The sequence below is a fragment of the Spirosoma flavum genome, assembly GCF_042686045.1.
GTDB lineage: Bacteria > Bacteroidota > Bacteroidia > Cytophagales > Spirosomataceae > Spirosoma > Spirosoma flavum.
Genome location: NZ_JBHUOM010000023.1, coordinates 1,227,688 through 1,248,364, shown reverse-complemented (window position 1 = coordinate 1,248,364; position 20,677 = coordinate 1,227,688). Strand labels below are relative to the sequence as shown.

Annotated in this window: 16 protein-coding genes and 3 pseudogenes; 2 read left to right on the top strand and 17 right to left on the bottom strand. The window is 35.0% G+C overall.

Going from position 1 to position 20,677, the window contains the following annotated elements:
- The first annotated feature begins 117 nt into the window (after nt 1-117).
- Together ACFS25_RS25935 and ACFS25_RS25930 are read left to right on the top strand one after the other, a co-directional pair.
- On the top strand, nt 118-1,347 hold the full coding sequence (locus tag ACFS25_RS25935) for an SGNH/GDSL hydrolase family protein (protein WP_381506866.1): 1,230 nt from the start codon (nt 118-120) through the stop codon (nt 1,345-1,347).
- Nucleotides 1,348-1,762: 415 nt separating this feature from the next.
- A pseudogene (locus ACFS25_RS25930) lies at nt 1,763-3,137 on the top strand (IS3 family transposase).
- Between the two features lie 59 nt (nt 3,138-3,196).
- Here ACFS25_RS25930 and ACFS25_RS25925 read toward each other — a convergent pair.
- The 17 genes and pseudogenes from ACFS25_RS25925 to ACFS25_RS25850 all read right to left on the bottom strand — a co-directional run.
- Nucleotides 3,197-3,517, bottom strand: a pseudogene (locus ACFS25_RS25925) (transposase); the annotation flags it as partial.
- A 453-nt stretch (nt 3,518-3,970) separates the two neighbouring features.
- Nucleotides 3,971-4,234: a transposase gene (locus tag ACFS25_RS25920; RefSeq protein WP_381507094.1), complete on the bottom strand. Its 264-nt coding sequence runs from the start codon at nt 4,232-4,234 to the stop codon at nt 3,971-3,973.
- Nucleotides 4,235-4,335: 101 nt separating this feature from the next.
- On the bottom strand, nt 4,336-5,013 hold the full coding sequence (locus ACFS25_RS25915) for an IS630 family transposase (protein ID WP_381506864.1): 678 nt from the start codon (nt 5,011-5,013) through the stop codon (nt 4,336-4,338).
- Nucleotides 5,014-5,232: 219 nt separating this feature from the next.
- A pseudogene (locus ACFS25_RS25910) lies at nt 5,233-5,340 on the bottom strand (hypothetical protein); the annotation flags it as partial.
- A 225-nt stretch (nt 5,341-5,565) separates the two neighbouring features.
- Nucleotides 5,566-5,700: an IS1/IS1595 family N-terminal zinc-binding domain-containing protein gene (locus ACFS25_RS31900; protein WP_456243002.1), complete on the bottom strand. Its 135-nt coding sequence runs from the start codon at nt 5,698-5,700 to the stop codon at nt 5,566-5,568.
- Nucleotides 5,701-5,759: 59 nt separating this feature from the next.
- Nucleotides 5,760-6,902: an acyltransferase family protein gene (locus ACFS25_RS25905; RefSeq protein WP_381506861.1), complete on the bottom strand. Its 1,143-nt coding sequence runs from the start codon at nt 6,900-6,902 to the stop codon at nt 5,760-5,762.
- A gap of 57 nt (nt 6,903-6,959) precedes the next feature.
- Complete coding sequence (locus ACFS25_RS25900) at nt 6,960-8,081, bottom strand: glycosyltransferase (RefSeq protein WP_381506859.1); 1,122 nt, start codon at nt 8,079-8,081, stop codon at nt 6,960-6,962.
- A gap of 108 nt (nt 8,082-8,189) precedes the next feature.
- Entirely contained in the window at nt 8,190-9,341 is a 1,152-nt protein-coding gene (locus ACFS25_RS25895) for a glycosyltransferase family 4 protein (protein ID WP_381506858.1), read from the bottom strand.
- A 69-nt stretch (nt 9,342-9,410) separates the two neighbouring features.
- The gene (locus ACFS25_RS25890) at nt 9,411-10,235 is read right to left on the bottom strand and encodes a glycosyltransferase family 2 protein (RefSeq protein WP_381506856.1); all 825 of its coding nucleotides are present in this window, start codon (nt 10,233-10,235) and stop codon (nt 9,411-9,413) included.
- A gap of 17 nt (nt 10,236-10,252) precedes the next feature.
- The gene (locus tag ACFS25_RS25885; protein ID WP_381506854.1) at nt 10,253-11,602 is read right to left on the bottom strand and encodes an O-antigen ligase family protein; all 1,350 of its coding nucleotides are present in this window, start codon (nt 11,600-11,602) and stop codon (nt 10,253-10,255) included.
- A 102-nt stretch (nt 11,603-11,704) separates the two neighbouring features.
- Nucleotides 11,705-12,370, bottom strand: a complete 666-nt coding sequence (locus ACFS25_RS25880; protein WP_381506852.1) for a CatB-related O-acetyltransferase — start codon at nt 12,368-12,370, stop codon at nt 11,705-11,707.
- On the bottom strand, nt 12,370-13,719 hold the full coding sequence (locus ACFS25_RS25875; protein WP_381506850.1) for a lipopolysaccharide biosynthesis protein: 1,350 nt from the start codon (nt 13,717-13,719) through the stop codon (nt 12,370-12,372). Before ACFS25_RS25875 ends, ACFS25_RS25880 begins: the two co-directional genes overlap by 1 nt.
- Before the next feature lie 88 nt (nt 13,720-13,807).
- On the bottom strand, nt 13,808-14,725 hold the full coding sequence (locus ACFS25_RS25870; protein WP_381506848.1) for an O-fucosyltransferase family protein: 918 nt from the start codon (nt 14,723-14,725) through the stop codon (nt 13,808-13,810).
- Nucleotides 14,726-14,767: 42 nt separating this feature from the next.
- Entirely contained in the window at nt 14,768-15,532 is a 765-nt protein-coding gene (locus tag ACFS25_RS25865; protein WP_381506845.1) for a WecB/TagA/CpsF family glycosyltransferase, read from the bottom strand.
- A 348-nt stretch (nt 15,533-15,880) separates the two neighbouring features.
- The gene (locus ACFS25_RS25860; protein WP_381506842.1) at nt 15,881-16,903 is read right to left on the bottom strand and encodes an NAD-dependent epimerase/dehydratase family protein; all 1,023 of its coding nucleotides are present in this window, start codon (nt 16,901-16,903) and stop codon (nt 15,881-15,883) included.
- A gap of 615 nt (nt 16,904-17,518) precedes the next feature.
- Nucleotides 17,519-18,187 (bottom strand): sugar transferase, encoded by a 669-nt coding sequence (locus ACFS25_RS25855; RefSeq protein WP_381506840.1) that lies wholly within the window; start codon nt 18,185-18,187, stop codon nt 17,519-17,521.
- Nucleotides 18,188-18,266: 79 nt separating this feature from the next.
- Nucleotides 18,267-20,579, bottom strand: a complete 2,313-nt coding sequence (locus ACFS25_RS25850; protein ID WP_381506838.1) for a GumC family protein — start codon at nt 20,577-20,579, stop codon at nt 18,267-18,269.
- Nucleotides 20,580-20,677 lie beyond the last annotated feature (98 nt).

Sequence of the window (20,677 nt, the reverse complement as noted above, 5' to 3'; positions counted from 1 at the left end):
ATAACTTTGAGCCAGAAAGCCTACACGACATTCTACCGCAATACCAGTAATAAATTGGATCTTAGCTGATCTAAACGTAATCAGGATGAACGTAAACCTGTATAAAACAATTAAACAATGAAGTTCACCGCCCTGTCTGTTCTCCTGCCAAGTATCCCGCAAAGCGCCTTAGAGTTACCGGTTGATTCGCGTCTTGTCTATATTGGCGATAGTATTACTGCAAACGGATTTATTACCTACCCCATTTCTGGTGGTACGGCTGAAAATAACAGCAACGCCGGGTTTAGTAGTTACGCCAACTTACTTTCGGGTAGTAGGTTCTTTGTGCCCTACCGGGGAAATAAAGGTGTACCAGGTGATACAACCAGCTATGTGATTGCCAGGATGAGTGCTGTTCTTGCGCTAAAGCCAACCACGGCTATACTCGAAATAGGAACCAATGACATAAGTAGTGGGTTAACGGCCAGTGCAATACAGGCAAATCTTCAGATAATATATGATGGACTGAAAGCGATTAACTGTATAATAATTCAACCGACTATACTACAGCGATTTAGTCCAAATGCGTTAACGGCTCCGCAGGAAATAATACGACAAACGGTAAATGCTTGGATAAAGGCAAGAACAGATATAACCCCTGTCGATGCTGAATCGATGAATAACAGTACTTATTTTGCCGATGGCTTGCATCCAAACGTGATTGGGGCCTACACACTAGGTTCCTTGATATCTCCCAAACTGGCTGAGTTGATTGCTAACCAGAACATAGCGAATACACTGTTTCCGGATGGACCTTATATAAATGTTCCCCTCATGGCAGGATTGTCAGGAACTAAAAATACAGCGACCGGAACAGTTGCGAATGGATGGGGATTAAATAGTTCCAATGCTGGTGGGTCCACGGTAGTGGGCAGTAAGTCTACAGAGGATAAACAAATTATTACGGTTTCAGGGAATTATACAGGTACATCCGCATGGGTTGAATTGCTTAACTCAAATACTGTACCCGCATCTGTAGCAGGTGATTTACTAGAAGGTGTTGCTGATATAGAGATTCTGTCAGACATGACCGGAATAGCAGGCATTGATGTAATATGCTCAGCTTATAATTCAGACTACTCGACTTATTACATGAACAGTCAGGCGCTATCCACCTTTGACTTAACTGCAAATTGTCCTTTACCGGTTGGCAGGTATACCTTAAGAACCGCAGTATCAAATTTAGCCGCCGGAGCGGTTAACTTTAATTTATTCATCAAAATAATTCTTAAGAATGTAGGAAGTACTTCATCTCCTGTTTCTGGGACATTTAAAATTTGGCGCGCAGGTATACGGAAAATAAACTAGCCTTAATGGTATATAAAATTCTCTTTACCGACGGATTTCAAGTCAAAGCATATACCTAGGTGGGGCTATGGAATCTTGGGACTGATCGCCAATGACGGTCGGTCCGTAAGTCAGCAATAGATAGTTTCATGACACAAAATTAGCCCGTTGCAACCACTCTAATCAACAATTTTGGTACGGCGTAGTAGAGCCAACGTTTGCCTTTATTAATTGCTTACTCATAGCAAGCGCAATCCATGATTCGATAGCTAAAGAAGGCATTAAAGGTGTTTTTATTATCGGTGCCATTTCATCAGTATATCTAATTGTACGTCGTCAAGTAAAAGTGGACAAATGGGGTGAGAATGAGAAGAGAAAATTTAGTAAATTGTTTTACTCAAATCACCTTGGTTATGTCCAATTCAACCAAAAATCTCTGCCTAGCCGTTCCAAAACGGCTCAATCAGCTTCATCTACCTCTGAGCGAAAACCGGCGCTCTCCATTATTAAAGACATTCAGCGGCAAACCCGACGACAATACACCGCTGAAGAAAAAATCCGTATCGTCCTAGAAGGTTTGCAAGGCGAGCAGTCGGTGGCTGAAATCTGTCGACGAGAAGGCCTCAATACCAACATCTATTACCGCTGGAGTAAGGAGTTTCTCGAAGCAGGTAAAAAATGATTGGCAGATGACACAACCCGGGAAGCCACCACGCCCGAAGTGCACTCCATCAAGTCAGAAAATGAAGTCCTCAAGCAATTGGTAGCTGAGCTGAGCCTGGAGAATCGGGTATTAAAGAAAAGCCTTAAGGCCGACGACCAACCCCTTTCATCACATGACTTAGTCCGAAAAGATGGAAATCATTACATTAGTCGAGCAATCGACTGTCAGTGTGAAAGCAACCTTGCGGGAGTTAAATATCAGCCGATCAACCTTTTATCAATGGTATAAGCGCTATCTGAGTGATGGCTATGATGGGTTGGCGGATCAACTCTATCAACGCACCAGTGGCTGGAACCAATTGCCGCCCACTGAAAAAAGTCGGATTGTTGAACTAGCCTTAGAACGACCGGATCTTTCCAGTCGCGAATTAGTCTGTCATACCGTTGATAATGAGCGCTGGTTTGTCTCCGAGTCTACAGTCTACCGTGTCCTGAAAAGCCGAGGATTAATCACGACACCTGCTTATCGACTAATGGAAGTGGCTGATCACTTTTATAATCCTACCACCGCGCCGAATCAACTGTGGCAGACTGACTTCACGTATTTCAAGATTAAGCACTGGGGCTGGTATTATCTCTCGACAGTGCTCGATGATTATTCCCGCTACATTCTAGCTTGGGAGCTATGTCCAGGTATGCAGGCAGTGGATGTGGAGCGAACGGTGCAAGCAGCTTTTCAAGCCAGTAATTTGAAGACAGGTCAGCGACCTCGTATCCTATCCGATAATGGGTCGGCCTATGTGTCTCGGTATTTGAAAGAGTATTTGAAAGGGGAAAGCATGGAGCATGTTCGCTGTGTCCCGTTTCTTCCCATGACCCAGGGCAAAATCGAACGGTATCATCGGTCGATGAAAAACGTTCTCTTATTGGAGCACTACTACAGTCCCGATGAACTGATTAGTCGTCTGACAGAATGGGTGCATTATTATAACCATCAACGATACCATGAATCACTAGAAAACGGTACGACCAGCGGATCCTACTGGGTCCGTCAGGATCAGATCTTGGTCGAAAGGCAAAAAATAAAGCGGTTGTCAATGCTTAAACGCCGGAAAAGTCATATTTTTCAGCGCGTCCAAAGTGGCTAAAACCGTCTCTTCTCTTTTCAGCCGCATCTGTCCACTTTTACTTGGCGAGGTACATCCGTCATCAAGCTTTGGGCCAGCCCACGGCGTTGAGCTGGCCTTAGAGTTTTTTTTTGATGACGTCCTGAAGCATCAGCTTGTCTAGGCTTAGATCGGCAACTAAGTGCTTTAACTGCTGATTCTCTTCTTCAAGCTGACGAAGCCGACGCAGTTCGAGAACGCCCAAGCCACCATACTTTTTACGCTCCGGCGCCCCGGTTCCAGTTGTAAAAGGTCGCTTCACGAATACCCATTTTGCGACAGACTTCAGCCACGACGGTCCCAGTGTCAGCTTGGCGGAGGGCAAAAACGACTTGGGCCTCCGTAAATTTGGTCTTTTTCATGACGATTATTTGGTTGTTAAAGTACCGAAAAATTGTCCGAACTCTATACTTTAGAATGGTCCAGTTTAGTGGCTCTTACGCACTTTTTGTGGTTGACCGGCAGAACACTATCGTAATAAGTGAGTGGCAATGCCCTTTTCTACTAATTAAAATAAGAACCACACAAAGTGCGTAAGAGCCAGTTTAGTGGGGGGAGATCAAAAATGACACCTATTAAAGTGCAAAAGAATAAAATAAGAATTAGAGCATGAAGAGCATAATAATTATCGATATGTGATTTAGTTCTTATCAATTGAACGGCTCTAAAAAGAAAACTAAGAAATATAATGTGCAATAAATAGAATAAGAAGCTTCCCAATTAAAAGTAGCAGATATTAATACTAATTCACATGAATAAAGGTAGTGGCTTAACTGCATTTATCATCGGAGAAAAACTGATTATAGATCCGTGAATTAGTCCGTGAAGAAAGCAACTTCCTTTTTGCGAAAAAAGCAACGGATGCGTTTCCGATCCGCCTGTAAGTAATTAACTTCTTTCAGTACAGCCGCTTGGAGTGATTCTAAGCTTGTAAAGACCTGATTTTTCAGGGCTCGCTTGAGTTGACTCCATACCAATTCCACGGGATTGAGCATTGGACTATAAGCCGGTAAACGCTCCAGATGAACTCGACCGGGTCGACGGTGAAGCCAATCTCTAACAGTTTGCGAACGATGGATGGCCGCTCCATCCGCACAGGCGGCCCTGCCAAATAACCAGTAAATTTTGACGTCGATAATGCCAACAAAGCTTGCCTAAGAACCAGCTAATCGCTTCGCTGTCAAAAGGCTGATCTTGACCCGCCAGATACAAGCGACCATTGGGAGCGATAGCGGCGATCAAGCCGCAACGGCGGACCGTTCAAGTGAGCTCGACCGGCTTGCTCCAGTAGCAAGGGCGTTTGACCACGAGGAGCCCAGCTATGAGCCACCAAAGGCAATAAATAACAATCAGCTTCGTCCAGATAAAGAATCGTCCGCCTTTCAATCTGGGCTTTTTTGAGGGCGGGCAGCCGTTCTTCTTGCCAGTTGACAACAGCCCGGGGGTCCTGTTGCCGAGCTAGCCGGGCGGGTTTTTGGCGACTCCAGCCCACCTTCTTGAGTAGTCGCCCGATTTGAGACGGATCGTAGCTGACGCCAAAGAGTTTGTCGATAACTTGGTTAATGCGTAGCCGGGTCCAGACTTGGCCTGAAAAGCCGTGGTGCTCAGCGCCTTTAGCCAGTTCCATCGTCAGCTCATCGAGTTGCTCCATCGTCAGCCGGGGTGGTGCCCCGGTCCGTTTGCCGGTTATCAAGCCGGCCTCTCCCTGTTGGCGAAAGGTTTTGAGCGTCTGACTAACCCAGGCGGGTGTCAGCTCGAACGCCCGCGCAATATCGGCCTGTTTCCAGCCTGCTAGTTTGAGTTCGACGCAGCGCTTCGTAATCTGCCTGTTTGTAGGTAGCCATAAAAGCCAAAGCACAGACGTCAATGGACTTACTCACGTATCAATAATAAATAGGCCAATTGTCGTGTCATGGATCACAAGCGATTTAGAAGAGCAGATTGTTCAGCGAGTTAGCCGTTTTAGGCGTGTTCGAAGAGTGAAATGCTTACGCTCATGACTCTGTAAGGATAAACGCAGACGCTGGTCCAAAAAATCAATGTAAGCCCTCTAAGAGTCCGCTATTCATCTAATCACTTAAATATTGGCTCGCTCTAACAGACTCAGCAGATGGTGAAACGTTTGGTGAGTACGGCGCCCTAAAACGAAGGCAATGATCTCGCCTGTCACCGTATCCTGCACCCACCATAGCCAGCGGTGTTATTTTTTTGTGCGTACATACGACCACGGCTCGTCGACTTTAAGACTCATTTTCAAGCCACTATCGACGTATAAGGGGTAAATATGAACCAATTCGCTACTTTTTTAAACTTAGCACTTACCGTATTGCGGGTACCCCCTAAAACACGAGCGGTATCGAAAAGGTGGCCCATTTTAGTGATATGCTCTTTAACCAATGGATCACGGGCCTTAAGGATATGTTTGCACAAATGTCCGTCCGCAGTCGTAAGAGCGATAAAGTTGGGTGCTAGCGCGGGTAGTACCATATCGTTTTACATGTTGGGTTTGCCCACGATGCTTGCAAGAGACCGCTTCTATGACCATTCACAAAGATACCCGGTTCAAGGTAGTTAAGCCACTACCAACTAGTTCAATAACTAAAGTTATTTTTCTAGTTTAAAAAACGTTTTCATTTTGGAAAAAACCAAACGTTTTCCGAATAAAGCTGAAGGTTTTTCAATGTAATTACTTGAAATAAAGGCTAATACAATCGAAATAATAACGCTTAATAAAATAACAGCTATTTTGTTAAAATTTAATAAGCTGTAAAAAAAAGAAAGCATTATAGGAACATGAATCAAATAGAGGCTGTAAGAAATTTTTCCTAATTTTAAAGGAAATGTACTTAATAGCCAATGCTTATTGTCTTTGATTTGAATTGCCATTATAATAAAATAAGAGGCCGAAAAAGCAGTAAACCAATCTGCAATAATTTCATTAAATAAAGAAATTTTCTCAAGTTTTAATTTATGAGGTATTAAAAATAACATTCTAGAATAGTTAAATACCATCAGTAAAAAAATGAAAATAACTAATTGCCTCTTTCTTGTTAAGCTCAAGTATAAATCAATTAAATGAGAAGAATGTTTTGCTAATAATGCACCAATAATAAATATTGAAAAATAATGTAAAGTATATATATAACTATTGTTATATCCCTCTGAAGAAAATAGATTGAAGGTAATAACAAGATTAGCAATAAAAGAAATCGATAAAGAAATTAGAATTACATTTTTCCATCTAAAAGAAATAATAAAAAGTAATATGGGGAAAATTATTGCTACTCGGAATTCGTGTACAAGAGACCAAATCACTGGATTAAATTCATTCGTATTAAAATTTCCAATTAATAAAAAATGATCTTTTAGCATATTAAAAGTCAATGGACGTCCCCAAACAATATTTTTATCTACGGAATTAAAGCTTTTGCCATGAAAGAAAAAAAACAAAATAAAGGTGATAATAATAATAATCAAATAAGGGATATAAATTCTAAAAAATCTTTGAAAAATAAATTCTTTATAATTAAAATAATTTTGTTTATAAACTTGATATGTAAGAACATAACCACTTAATAGAAAAAAAAATATTACAGATTCATGAGCTGCCCTAAATAAATAAAGTGGTGTATATTCATCAAATGTATGCCCTTTCACGAGTGTTCCAGCAACATGAGCAATAACTACGGTTAAGGCTGCCAAACCTCTTAATGAATCTAATGTTTTAATTCTAGAATTATTGTTCATCTAATTAGATTTTCAAAATATATAAATTTACAAATAATGGATTAAGTTACCCATTAGCTAAAGAACTTTATGAAAAATACGTGTTAATCTGATTTCAAAAATATCAAGTGTAAATTCTTGTTCATATTTTTTTCTGCTAGCCACGATCATTTTATCTCGCAAAAAAACATCCTTTATTAATGTTTCTAATTTACTAGCCAATAGGTCAACTTGATTATGTGCAACTAAAAAACCATTAACACCATCATCAATTATATCCCTATTTCCACCTTCCGGGGTTGATATTAGAGGCAAAGAGTAACTCATTGCTTCGAGTAAAACTAAAGGAAAACATTCTTTGTGGTAATATGTAGGAAGGACAAATATGTCACTTTCTAAAAATATTTTATGCTTTTCAATGCCTATTTTTTGGCCCAAATAAGATACACAATCTTTTAATCCTAATTTATTTCTAAATTGATAAAATTTAGATGCTGATATGTCACTTTCACCTCCAACAAAAGAACATTTGAAATTAATTCCCTTTTGATTTAAAATCGCTAAAGCTTCTAATAAAACAAATACACCTTTTGTTTCAATTAAGTTAGATAAAAAAAGTATTTTAGGAGTAGTAATTTTAAACTTACGTGAGTTGTTTATTTCTAATCTGGCAATATTTTTGCAATGATCAAAAACACCATTAGGACAAATATGAATTTTAGATTTAGAAACAAAGCATTTAATATCATCATAAAGAAATTTTGATAAAACAATAACCTCCGCATCCTTAAAAACAAAGTTGTAAAAAAATCGGCTAATTATTATATTTTGATAAAGCTTAACTCCTTTATTGTGTAAATGATAAATTCTTCTAACATTGAAAAGCTTTAGAATAGAAATTATAATTATATCTCTAATAAAAGCAGGACCGCTTGACGTGAGAGCTAAATAACAAAGCTGTGGTTTATGGCTAGTAAGAAAAAATAAGACCTTTAAAAAGGTATTAAAAAATCCAATAAGTTTTCTAAAGTTAATTTTACCAGCTTCAGAAATCTTATTTGAAGCTAATAAATTAATATAGTGGCATTGGAAGGAATCATTAATAATTGAACTATTTCTAATATTCAATCCTACAATTGAAGACCCATGAATTGGTGGGGGTAAATGTAGCAAAAAAAGAATTATTGGTTTATTAATCATAGTTATAAAAAAGTACCCTTGTATGCAAACGAATATTTAATATAATATTTCCTGAGGTTCATAATAGAAATTAATAAGAATAACTCATTGAAATAGTGACTATATATTTTATAAACCTACAAGAAGTAAACATGAATTATATATATTTAAAGCTACAGAATCTGCATTATATTTCTTTTCTATATTAATAGATTCATTACCCATTCGTTTTAAATCTTTACCGTGAAAGTATGACAATGTCTCTAAGATTGTATTATTATCAAATGGGTCAAACAACTTACCGTTTATACCTTCATGTATTAGTTCAGGATAACATCCATTATAAATTGAACAAGCTATTGGGAGACCACAAGCCATTGCCTCTGGCACGACTAAACTCCAATTATCTTCAAGCGTTGGAATTATAAAAACATCAGCAATAGCATAATAACGATAGATAAAATCATAATCAATATTTCCAAGTAGTTTTATGGAGGAAAAATTAGAATACTCTGAAACATACTTATTATAAAATAAACCGTCTCCTACAAGTAGTAAGATGTCATTAGGATATTTTTCGATATGTTTAATCCAAGCGTTTAATAAGTAAATTATACCTTTTCTTTCATCTATTTTCCCAACATATAAATATGTAATTCCATTATTTATTAATAATTCATTTTTTAATTTTATTTTTTCATCTATACTAAATAAATTAACCATGTCGGCTAATTTTTCACTATCAGCCGACATGCCTCCAGTGAAAATAAATTTCTCTTTTACGCCAAGCTCAATTAAATAATCTTTTGTAAGCTTACCATTTACAGAATACCCATCAATAAACTTAGAGATTAATTTTCTATAAAGAATTCTCCATTTGGGACTGAATCGTTCGGCATGAGATGTGCGTTCATAAGCAATTAGTATTTTTTTTCTTTTTAACTTTGCTTTCAATAAAGCAATAGGAGTCCATTGAAAAAAACCCTCAGCAATAATAATGTCAGCATTTACTTTTGATATGCATTTTGATAGTCCTGGTTGGTATGGAATTTTAACATCAGTATCCGAAAATCGTCCTGTACCAGGGATATCTATTGTTAGTTCATTTGAAAGACCAATTGCATGATCTCCAATTGCATCTGTGATTTTTTTATAAACACGTTCAGGTACTCTACTTCTTGCGTAAATTAAGAAGAAATTTCCATTGGTTAATTTATTGATTTTTTCATATACTGGTATTCTATAATCAAGAAATGAAGGATTAACCCAAAGAATTTTCATGTTGAAATAACTAAATGATAATGAAATATAAGCTCGAGAAATGATTAAACATTTTAATAAAATATTCAATCAAGATATAACATCATTAAGTTTTTGTAATTCGTGTTTACGTACTCTCTCAATTAATCGGGCAAATTTTATTATACGAAACCATAAAAAAAGAGAAATTTTAGGAAATATTTCAACAAACCACGAAAATTGGGGATGGTACTTATGAATAATATATAATGCCTCTACATGATATCTAATTTGATTTTTAGAATTTGGAGCTGAAGAAGTCTTACTATCAGAATGTAACCGAAATTTCGCGAAATCTAAATCAATAATGTCGATTGAAAATTTTTCGGCTATACGGCAAAACCATTCAAAGTCCATAGTCATATGAAAATCTTCCCGAGGAAATCCGATTGTAGTTAAAATTGATTTTTTTAAAAATATATTTGGTTGATAAATAGACATCATGGCATTTTTCTCAAGCCAAGGAGATGAATTAGGATATTTCCTCAAATAGACAGAGCCTTCTTTATTCATAAACAATAAATTACCTGCAAGCCACTTAGATCCGGGATTGTTTTCAAAAAAAAGAGAAACAGAATTTAATACACCGTCACAATAAACATCATCGCTGTTTATCCAAGCAATAATATCACCGGTTGCTATTTCAAAACCCTTGTTAATTGCATGAGTTTGTCCATTATCTTTTTCACTTATCCAATAGGCTATTTTATTTTCATACTTCTTGATTATTTCAATTGTATTATCTGTCGAACCTCCATCAATAATAATATATTCTAGATTACTATAATTTTGATTCAAAACAGATAAAATAGTTTCTTCAATGAAATTACCTTGATTATAAGAAGGAGTGATTATGGATATTCTTAAAGAACTCATAAAATTAATAATTTAAATTACACAATTTGTTTATAAATATTTGTAATCAATCCCAGATACAAATATTCAATACTTAGCGAATATTTCTCCCATAATGCTTCTTGAGTCATAAATGTGATTATCCAGAATAAAGACACTAAAATAAAAATTTTTACAATTTCACTTTCTTGTGATTTGTAATTTCTTAAAAGAATCCACCCCTTTACAGCATAGGAAAATAAGAATATAAGAATCAACATGTAAATTATAGTACCAAAAACTCCTCTATGAAAAAGTGATGTTATAATGCCATTATGCGGATTTATTGAATTGATAGGCATAGATTTACCACGTCCTAGTTCATCATACCCAGCGCCAAACCATAAGTTATTTTTCCATTCTTTAATTGCATAATCTTGAGCAATTGCCCTACCTTTATCCCAATCCGGATTCTTTACATCAGTCGCAAATTGTATTGTCTCAGTTATTTTTTGTAATGGATCATATCCTTTTTCAGCCAACGTGCCACCAAAAATAAAATAACCTAAAGTGATTATTACAATAAAACTTGTAAATCTGATTATCATTTGTTTTAAATTTGAGCCGGCGAATAAAAAATAGAAAGTTATTATAACAATCATAATAACAGTTCCTCTCCAAAAAGTAATTATTAAAGCGCCATATATGCTCAGTAGTGCAAAGATAAAAAGAATTTTTTTCCATAATAAACCTTTTTCTTGAATAAAATATAATCCGTATGCATATACCAGTGGGACTAAAACAAATGAATACACAGTTTCTTTGCTTCCAATAACTTTAATTGCAACTCTCACATCCAAATCTTCAATTACTATATTGCCTCTAAAGAATGAATACAATAAATAATAATTTAATATAATTACTCCATAAGCTCCCCAAATAGAGATTTTTTTTATAAAAAAAACAATTTTGTAAAGAGGTATAATATAAACTGATAAATCAACTATGATAAAAATGCTTAAACTACAATAGAACAATGATAATTGAGTCATTATGTCTATAACTCCAAGAGTACGAATTAGTTGAATTGATTCATATACAAGATATGAAATGCATAAAAAGATAATTAAATTTGTATTTTTTAGAGTTCTTTTTCTTTGAGCTAAACTGTATAAATGATTAAAGACGATACTTAATATAGCAACATCAATCCAACGGATATTAATTACTGGGATACGATAAAAATTTTGAACATCTATATTCATTATACTAGCAATTGAGGCTGATACAACTCCGAATAGATATATAAAAACTAAAAATAAATATTTATTAAAATTTATTTCTTTGTATAAATTAGTGGGTCTAGATATTCTATATTTTCGTGAATTGAATTTTTTTACTAGTTCCATATCAATTTCAAATAAGATAATTCTTAATCAATCCCTTATTACTTTAACCTTGGTAATATTTTTATTTATAGTTTTCATAACTTTGGGATAAAAAAAATAAATTTATTTTAAACACTTATTATAATTTTTACTTTGTGCTTTAATGAAGTCTTCGATGTTATAGAAATTTTTTTCAACGCTTTTCCACACAGTATCATCTTTATCCCACCATTTAATCTCAATTAATTGATTTATTATTTCTTCAGGGTATCTATATTTTACAACTTTAATTGGGCACCCAATAGCTATAGCATAGGGGGGGATATTTTTACTGACAACTGCTCCAGCGCCAATTACAGCTCCGTCACCAATAGTTACTCCATCAAGGATAGTTACATTTGCTCCTATAAAAACATCGTTTCCAATAGTAGTGGTTTTATATTCTTCTATTTTATTTTCTGAAGAAAGAGACAAGCCATTACGGCTTTGTAAAGAGTAAAACGATGGAGAAGTAGAAATACCATTAATTGGATGTATGCCAAATCCACATAACAAGTTGGGACCAACAGAACAAAATTTTCCTATTTCAGTATTGTTAATACGAGCATTACTTGCTAAATAAGTGTTTATACCAATACCAACATTATAAAAGGAAGAACTTTTACTTATTACAGCTCTACTTGAAATGCGGCATTCTTTTATTGAATTAAATAAAAATAACATTATTCGCTGGTAAAAGAATAACTGAATATCAAAAAATATGTTAAAGAACTTTTTAATTATACGCATTATTTGTCCCAAATTTTCGTTGATTTTTCATTAATTATTTTAGTATACTGAAAAGTAAATATTATACTCATCAGTAAAAATATTATCGTATTTGCACTTACTATACCTGTTATACCGTACTTCTTGCCTAAACATACTGATAATGGTATATTGAATGTTGCACCAATTATTATTGTATAAAGTTGTAATCTAATTTTGCCAACGCCATTCAAAAAATACACGTGTAAAGTTTGCCATGAATATACCATTACATATAAGAGCATTGCTAATGAAAGATATATTGGAATTTTTAATTCAGATGAAATCCACAGTTTATACAGTAAATCAGAAAATATAAAAACAATTATACCACCCATTGATAAGATTAACCAAACTAATCTTAATTTTTTTATATTTTCTTTTATCCAAAATAAATCTTTTGTTGCATATGCATTTGTAAAAGCACTCCAATATGGCATTATTATTATAGTAAATAACATTGAAATAAAGGAAAATAACCGAAATGGTATATAATACATTGTTACAGCTTCAGGGCCAAGTATTTTCAAAACTAAAAAATTATTTGTGTGAACTAGAATGATTGAAAAGACTTGTATAATAAAAAAAGATCCTCCAATATTTAATATTTTGCTTAAACATGTAAAATCAACATATTTATAACTTGGAGAATATGCTTTTAAATTTGTTTTGTATAGATACAAACTTGCTAGAATTATAACAACTAACGAACTGCCTGCCATCACAACAACAAGCAAATATAGGCTACCTGGAACGAATAAAGTTAAGATATATATACTTATTAATCCTACTAATTGACTGGTAAATAAAATTACAGACGATATAAAAACCTTTTGAACTGCACTAATTATAGCGTCAATTAACTGAAGTACAAACTGAAGACATAAATATCCCACAAATATTAGTAGAATTGGATATATATTTATATTCTCTTTATATGATATATTAAATATTTTATTCCAATCTAAATAATAACTTATGCTAAAAAATATTGTAAATATTCCCAATGATATAATTGTTAATACTGCATAACTAGTGCTGATGTATTTTTTTATATGGCCCTCATCTTTTATCGCTATAGAATAAGCAATCTCATTTTTTAAGCCATTTCCAATTCCAATATCGAAGACACTTATCCAATAAATCATAGAACTTATAGTTAGCCATAATCCATATTGGACTGGGTTTATATAATTTATTGTTAATGGCACAAGCAAAAAAGTAATTAAGACACTTCCTCCTTTTAATAGAAATGTAATGAATATATTTTTTTTTATTTGAATAGTCCTTGTATGACCTTTTTCTAAATATTTATATATTATTGCCTGCATCTATTGTGTCTGTTTAACTCATTTATATCTATAATCTTTTCACCATTTAAAAAAATGAACAATTGTTTAATACCATATTAAAAAGATATTAAGTTTTATCCTGCATATCTTTAAAAAGAGATGCTTCAATGTACAGAACTTCTTTAGGAGCTCCAATAAGAACAGCCGCATTGCTATATGAACTTATTATTGAGCAAATAATTTTACTTGACAAAGATAATAAAATTAATTCTATTACTGCGCCATGGATTCCTTCAACATTGTTTCGATTTAATTTGCTGTTAAAAGTATATATTCGGTTGCCATACTTGTTTATAAAAGTATTTTTAATATTTATATCATCAGTTGCTAGAAAAAACTTTTGAACTTTATTTTCTGATATAGCTTTGTCTATTTGTTTCAAATAGTTTTCAATTGGATTTTGCTTTATAAGATCAACATGATCTGTTCGTCTAATATGTATTCCAATAAATGGTTCTCCTATTCGGTGATACTCCTTATTTACTTTCCTTTCTATATGATCATTAAACTTAAAAAATTTAAAAAATAAACGACTTTCTTCATCTTTTAAATATTCATCATATGATGATTGTTCATTGTAATTACCAAAGGCTAAACAACTCGCCACCAAGATTGTAGCATCGTTGCTATTAAATGCTATCTTTTTTAATTTATTTGTTTTATAGTCAATTATATCATCATCAAAAATGGATTTATCAGAAAAAATTTTTGAAATTAATTTAAACAAAGTATAATATTTATTAATAGCCCCGGGTCTGTATATTTTAGTTAACAAGTACTGAATCCATCTAGGAGGTACAGAATAATCAATTCCAATACTTTCAAATATATCAGTCATATCACAACCTAGGGCCTCATTAATTGGCCAAGCAATATATAATTTTCGATTGTCTTTTATTGCAAGCCGGATACATGAAGACAATACTCGCATTCTATTACCTAATCCCGCCTGAGGTATTACAATTAATTTTCTTTTTTTTGCCATTTCTTTTATGGATTGTGGATGTCGCTATATCTAATTCATGTATTATATATTTGAATTTTTGTCTATTTCTTTTTTTAAGTAATTTATAGTTTTGATTTTTGCTACTATAATATCATATGTGAAAATAGCTCCATAATATAAATATCTTTTCCACATTCTTCTTGGCTCTTTGGCAAACCTTATGAACCATTCTAGATTTAAATTTATCCAGAATTCACTTGGGCGAGTTATAGTCCCAGCATAAAAATCGAATACTGCACCAATAGAACAAATCAATCTAGTTTCAATATTTTCTTTAATTAAATGTACTAACTTTTCTTGTTTCGGGGCTGTTAATCCTACAAATACAATATCAGGGCTGAAATTGTTAATGTTTTTTACCATCGTTTGAATATCTTTTTCATCAAAACTTTTTTTATAGGGAGGAGAATAATACCCAGTTTCTATTAAGGGATATTCGTTTTGCATTCGTATTGCTATTTTATTCAGTGTTTCTTGAGAAGCACCCAAATAAAAACATTTTCCTTTTGTTTCATTTAACATTTTCAGGAGATAATTGTGCATATCAGCCCCAGCAATTTTTTTCAATCGCTTTCCTGTTATATACTTACAAGCTTTTACAATGCTCATTCCATCTGGAAGTAGGATATCCGAAGCCTGCAGGGCACTTTTAAATAATAGATCGCGCTCAGCGACGCAAAATGCATTTTGATTTATAGTGTTTATGATTATTTTTTTTTCTTTATCTAGAATAATTGGAAAAGGGTTTACAGCTAATGAATACCCTAGGAAGTCAATTTGTGACATTCTCTTTTTTGAGGTTACAGATTTTTAAAATTGCCTTTTTATTAATGAATGATAACCTTTAAACTTATTGAATATGAAATTCAGTATTATTTGTACACTAATTAAAAGTTACTTAAGGTACACAATATAAGATTGCTTAGGCTTTATACCTTGAAGAGGTGGGGTAGACTATTTTAATTAATATTGGCTGAAGCTTAAACTTGTTTAGCTTGCTTTATACCCAGTAGCTCCGATTGCCGCTTAATAATAAGTAATTAGTTTAGATAATTATGAGTTAAATAAAAACATCTAAATTTTTTGTTTACAGTCCAACTTATGGCTCGATTCCGCTCACTAAAACCGATATTTTCATAATCCAACAACTTCATAGCTTTTGTCAGATACCATCTGTTCAATCCATTCAAATGTTTTTGACATACCATAAACTAAAGGTTTAGAAACCTCCCATCCTAGTTTGCTTTTGAATAGTCTATTGTCTGAGTTTCTCCCTCTTACTCCTAAGGGACATTTGAATCCATATTTAGTGAGAAACTCTTTTCCATATATATTCTTAATAATAATGTTCTTACCTGATATATCAATTGCCATTTGTGCTAACTGATTTATTGTAACCATCTCTTCTGACCCTATATTTACTGGTCCAGTAAAATCAGATTTCATCAAACTAAGTACAGCTTCAACGCATTCATCAACGTACAAGAAGGAGCGAGTTTGCTGACCGTCGCCCCACACTTCGAATTCGCCCCCATCTGGAGTTTCTGCCGCTTTTCTTAACATTGCTGCTGGAGCTTTTTCCTTACCGCCTTTCCATGTACCCGATGGGCCATAAATATTATGGAACCGGGCTATTCTTACATTTAAACCAAAATTTCTATTAAAAGCTAAGTATACTCTTTCGCTAAAAAGCTTTTCCCAGCCATATTCTGAATCTGGGTTTGCTGGATAGGCAGAGCTTTCTTCACAATTCGGATTATTAGAATCTATTTGATTATTTTCTGGGTACATACACGCAGACGAGGAGTAGAATAGTTTTTTAATACCTTTGGCAACTGCTTCTTTGGCTACATTTAAATTTATTAAAGCAGAATTATGCATTACGTTTGCATCATTTTGTCCTGTAAAAATATATCCAGCTCCTCCCATATCTGCAGCCAATTGATATATTTCCTCATAGCCTTTTCCAATAACTAATTCCACAGTTTTTGGGTCAGTCAAATCACCCAGGATGAATTCATGGCATATGTCCTCATGTTCAAAGTATTCATGATTTTTTATATCACATATTCGAACAAAACAACCATCTTGTTTTAATTTTCTTGCAAGATGTCCACCTATAAATCCTCCACCACCTAGTACAATTATTTTTTTCATTTTATATTTTTTTATAATATTTATTGTGAAACTCTAATGTTTTGGCTTCGCCCTTTCAGCTCTGCTAAACACTTTGAATTAATATTAAACAGAACATTTCTGATTGTTATATTATATTGAAATTCTTAATTTCGATATATCAACCTTTACAACTATTTGTAATGATTTTACAAATAGTTGTAAGTTCTTGCCTTATTGATGGATGACTTGCCCTGCGTTTCCAGTAAAACACCCTGACTTGATTTTTACTATTTCATCAGCTGAATATGCTTTTATTTGGATAAGACCATGGTCTACTTAATTTAACATATATTTGATAGCCTCGATTACCAAATCTCGAACGACTACTGGTTTATTTTGCCAGAATATATATCTGGCGATTCCTTAAATTCCGAATACGCTGGTTTGTTCTTTCTCTTTTAGATTAACAAAATAATAAGATCGAAAGAGCGACTCTTCAACTAGTTTAATCTGATCGGACTACTCCCGTATCAATTTAATCAATGGACAATACAGATCGATTTTTCGATCACATAACTTTTTGGCTACTATTCTTTCGTTCCTAGACTTCGTGTATAATACATACTAGGGCATTCTTCTTATGTCTTATATTAATTACCATGCATTTACATTTCCTTGCATCATAGATTTTGCCGTTAGCCAACAAATCCATAGATCTAGGGCAAAGGATCGCTTTCGATTATAAAATCGATCATATCTAATACGATGTTGCATTTTGATAAGCTGATCTGTTTCGCCCCGGCAGCCCTGTACTTGTGCCAGCCCAGTAATACCTGGCTTTACCCTATATCGCTTCCGGTAGTTGGGCATTGTATTCCAGAATTGAGCACTATGTTGTAAGGCATGCGGTCGGGGACCCACAACACTCATATCACCAATAAGAACATTTATAAATTGGGGCATCTCATCGAAATTGGTCCGTCGCAGAAAACCACCGATTCTAGTTATCCGATTGTCATTTTTTACCGCCTGTTTAAACGTTGCCTGCGGGTTGTATGTCATGGTTCGAAACTTCAAGCAATTAAACCAGTTTCCTCGGTAACCCGTACGTTTTTGAATGTATAGGATTGGTCCAGGGGATTCTATCCAGATGATTAGTCCCATTACAGGAATTAGCCAGGACAAAATAGTCATGCAGACTAGCGAGGCTATACAGATATCAAAGACGCGCTTCCCCACTTGCCGATACGTGAGATCGGTGTGATTAGCCTGTAAATTAGTATATACGTATAAGGTTTTATAGTGCGTATCGAGACTTAGCATAAAAGACGAAAAAAGTTGAGTAGACAACTAGATCTTATGATTTTCGATGTAGTTATGTGCGTTGGTATATAGTACTGACCTAATCGAATTTTTTTGTCAATTCCATATAGTCGCCATAGTTGTAGCTGTAATTAAGCGATTCACCTTTGCCTACACCATTTAGAATAATGCTTAGTTTTTGGAAGCGTTGTTCTTTATACAAGGTATCCACCATCTTTATATAGTTCTTGGGTGTGTGATCATGACGAACTATATAAATCGTTACATCGGCAAAAGGGGCAATCACTTGTGAATCAGTAACTAACCCGATAGGTGGTGAATCAACGAGTATGTAATCGAAGCGCTTTTTTAACTCCTTAAACAAGTTGGCTAGGTGAACAGAACTCAATAACTCAGACGGATTTAAGGGCAGTGGACCGGCTGTAATAATGTAATAGTTCTCATGGCCAATAACTGGATGGAGTAATTCGTCAATGCCTACCTCGCCAGTTAGGTAATTGCTCAACCCTAGCCGGTTTTCAATGTGCAAACTCTTATGTAGCTTGGGCTTACGCATATCCATATCCAGAATAACCGTTTTGCGATCGACGAGCGCTAAACTGGCACCAAGGTTTAGGGAAATGAATGACTTGCCTTCACCACTAATGCTGGATGTGAATAATAGTACCTGATTAGTGGGTGGGTTACCATTTAGGAATAAGAGATTTGTGCGCAACGCCCGTATTTGTTCGCCAATTACCGAATGCATGCGTGACTTGAATACAAAGCTTTCTGTCCCCAATTGACGTTCCTTTACTACTTCGCCGAGAATAGGAATCTGAGTGGCTTCTTCTACATCAGCCCGGCGCAGAACATGATTATTTAGGGTGTCCTTAGCCGTAATAAAACCTATTGGTATTAGCAAGCCTACTACAGCAAACAGGGCAAAAATCATCATTCTAACTGGCTTCACAGGCTGACTAGCTGTATACGCGCCATCGACGGTTCGGCTTCCTGAAACCATGGAAGCTGCCGAAAGGGCTGTTTCTTCCCTTTTTTGCAGCAAATAGGTGTACAAATTGTTTTTGATACTCTGTTGCCGGGTGATGTTTAGTAAAGCACGTTCTTTACCCGGTACGGTACGAATCATGCCCTCCATACGCTGGTTGTTGGCGACGAGCTGAGTACGATTACTAATCAGCTGCTGGCGTATAGTCGCAATATTTTCACTGATGCTGCCAATTATGTTTTTCAATTGGCTATCAAGCGATTCGATCAACGGGCTTCCTGGCGATGTAGTCCTTAATAAATCTTCGCGCTTTAATTCAAGTTCGGCTACTTTGGTTAATAAGCCCGTTAAAATTGGGTCGCTGAACCCCAATATGGCAGGGGCTATACCCTTTCGTCCAGAATGATTCTGCACATATCGCTCAATATCTCCCAACGCACTCAGTTGAATATTCACTTCATTCAGTTGCGTGTCATTATCTTTTACTGTCGTTAGAAATTTTTCGGCTTGTACGCTCAAGTCCGTAATGCCATGCGTTGACTTATAGGATTCGACCTCTTTCTCAACGGTAGATAATTCACCTGAAATTAGTGCTAGTCGATCTTCAATAAAATTAAGTGTACTAGTAGCTTCGTTATTTTTATCGACAATAGATTCTTTATTATACTCGCTGATAAGTTTATTTAAAACAGCCTCACCTCTGTCTGGAACCGATTCCTGCATACTGAGCACCAGCATTGTAGACAGCTTTCCTGTTGGCTCAACTTTCAGATTTGCCAAATACATTTCTATGGCTCTATTATGCGGAATCACTGACACATAGAGAGGGTCAAGTTTGCTGCTAAGTGGCTTTCGGGCAACTATTCGTAACAGGCCAAGGTGAGTATTTATACGTTGGTTTACTGGATAGATATGGTTATTTAACTTCACCGTTTTTGCATCAACAAAAGAAAGTTCTATTACTTCCTTATATAGTTGTGAAGTCGGTTTTTCAACAACTAATCGGATTGGCGATTCATCATAAATCTGTTTTTTGTAGGTATGGGTTTGTTGATAGTATTGAACATCAAGACCTAAATCTTTCACGACCCGATCCATTAAGGAGTATGACTTGAGAATCTCCACTTCATTCTCTACTACCTTACTTTCTGTGAAGATGCTCATTTCCTTCATCAGACTTTGCTCCGAAATGCCTTTTCTCTCGTCTTTAACTAAGACGCTAGCCTGCACATTATAGACTGGCGGTTGGTAGAGTAGATATACGTATGCAGCTGTTAATGCTAGTATTAGAGAAAGCACAAACCAAGGCCATTTGCGTACATACCGCATGAGCAGAGTACGCAGATTAGTTGATGATTCTACTTCGTAAGCCTGATATGGTACAGCAAATGGGTTACTATTCATGTTCGTTGGCGTCAATAACGACCGACACTGATGGTGATAAAGGATAGAATAATGGTAATAAGTGTTGTCGGGGTTATTTGCTGGGTTGCTCCGCCATG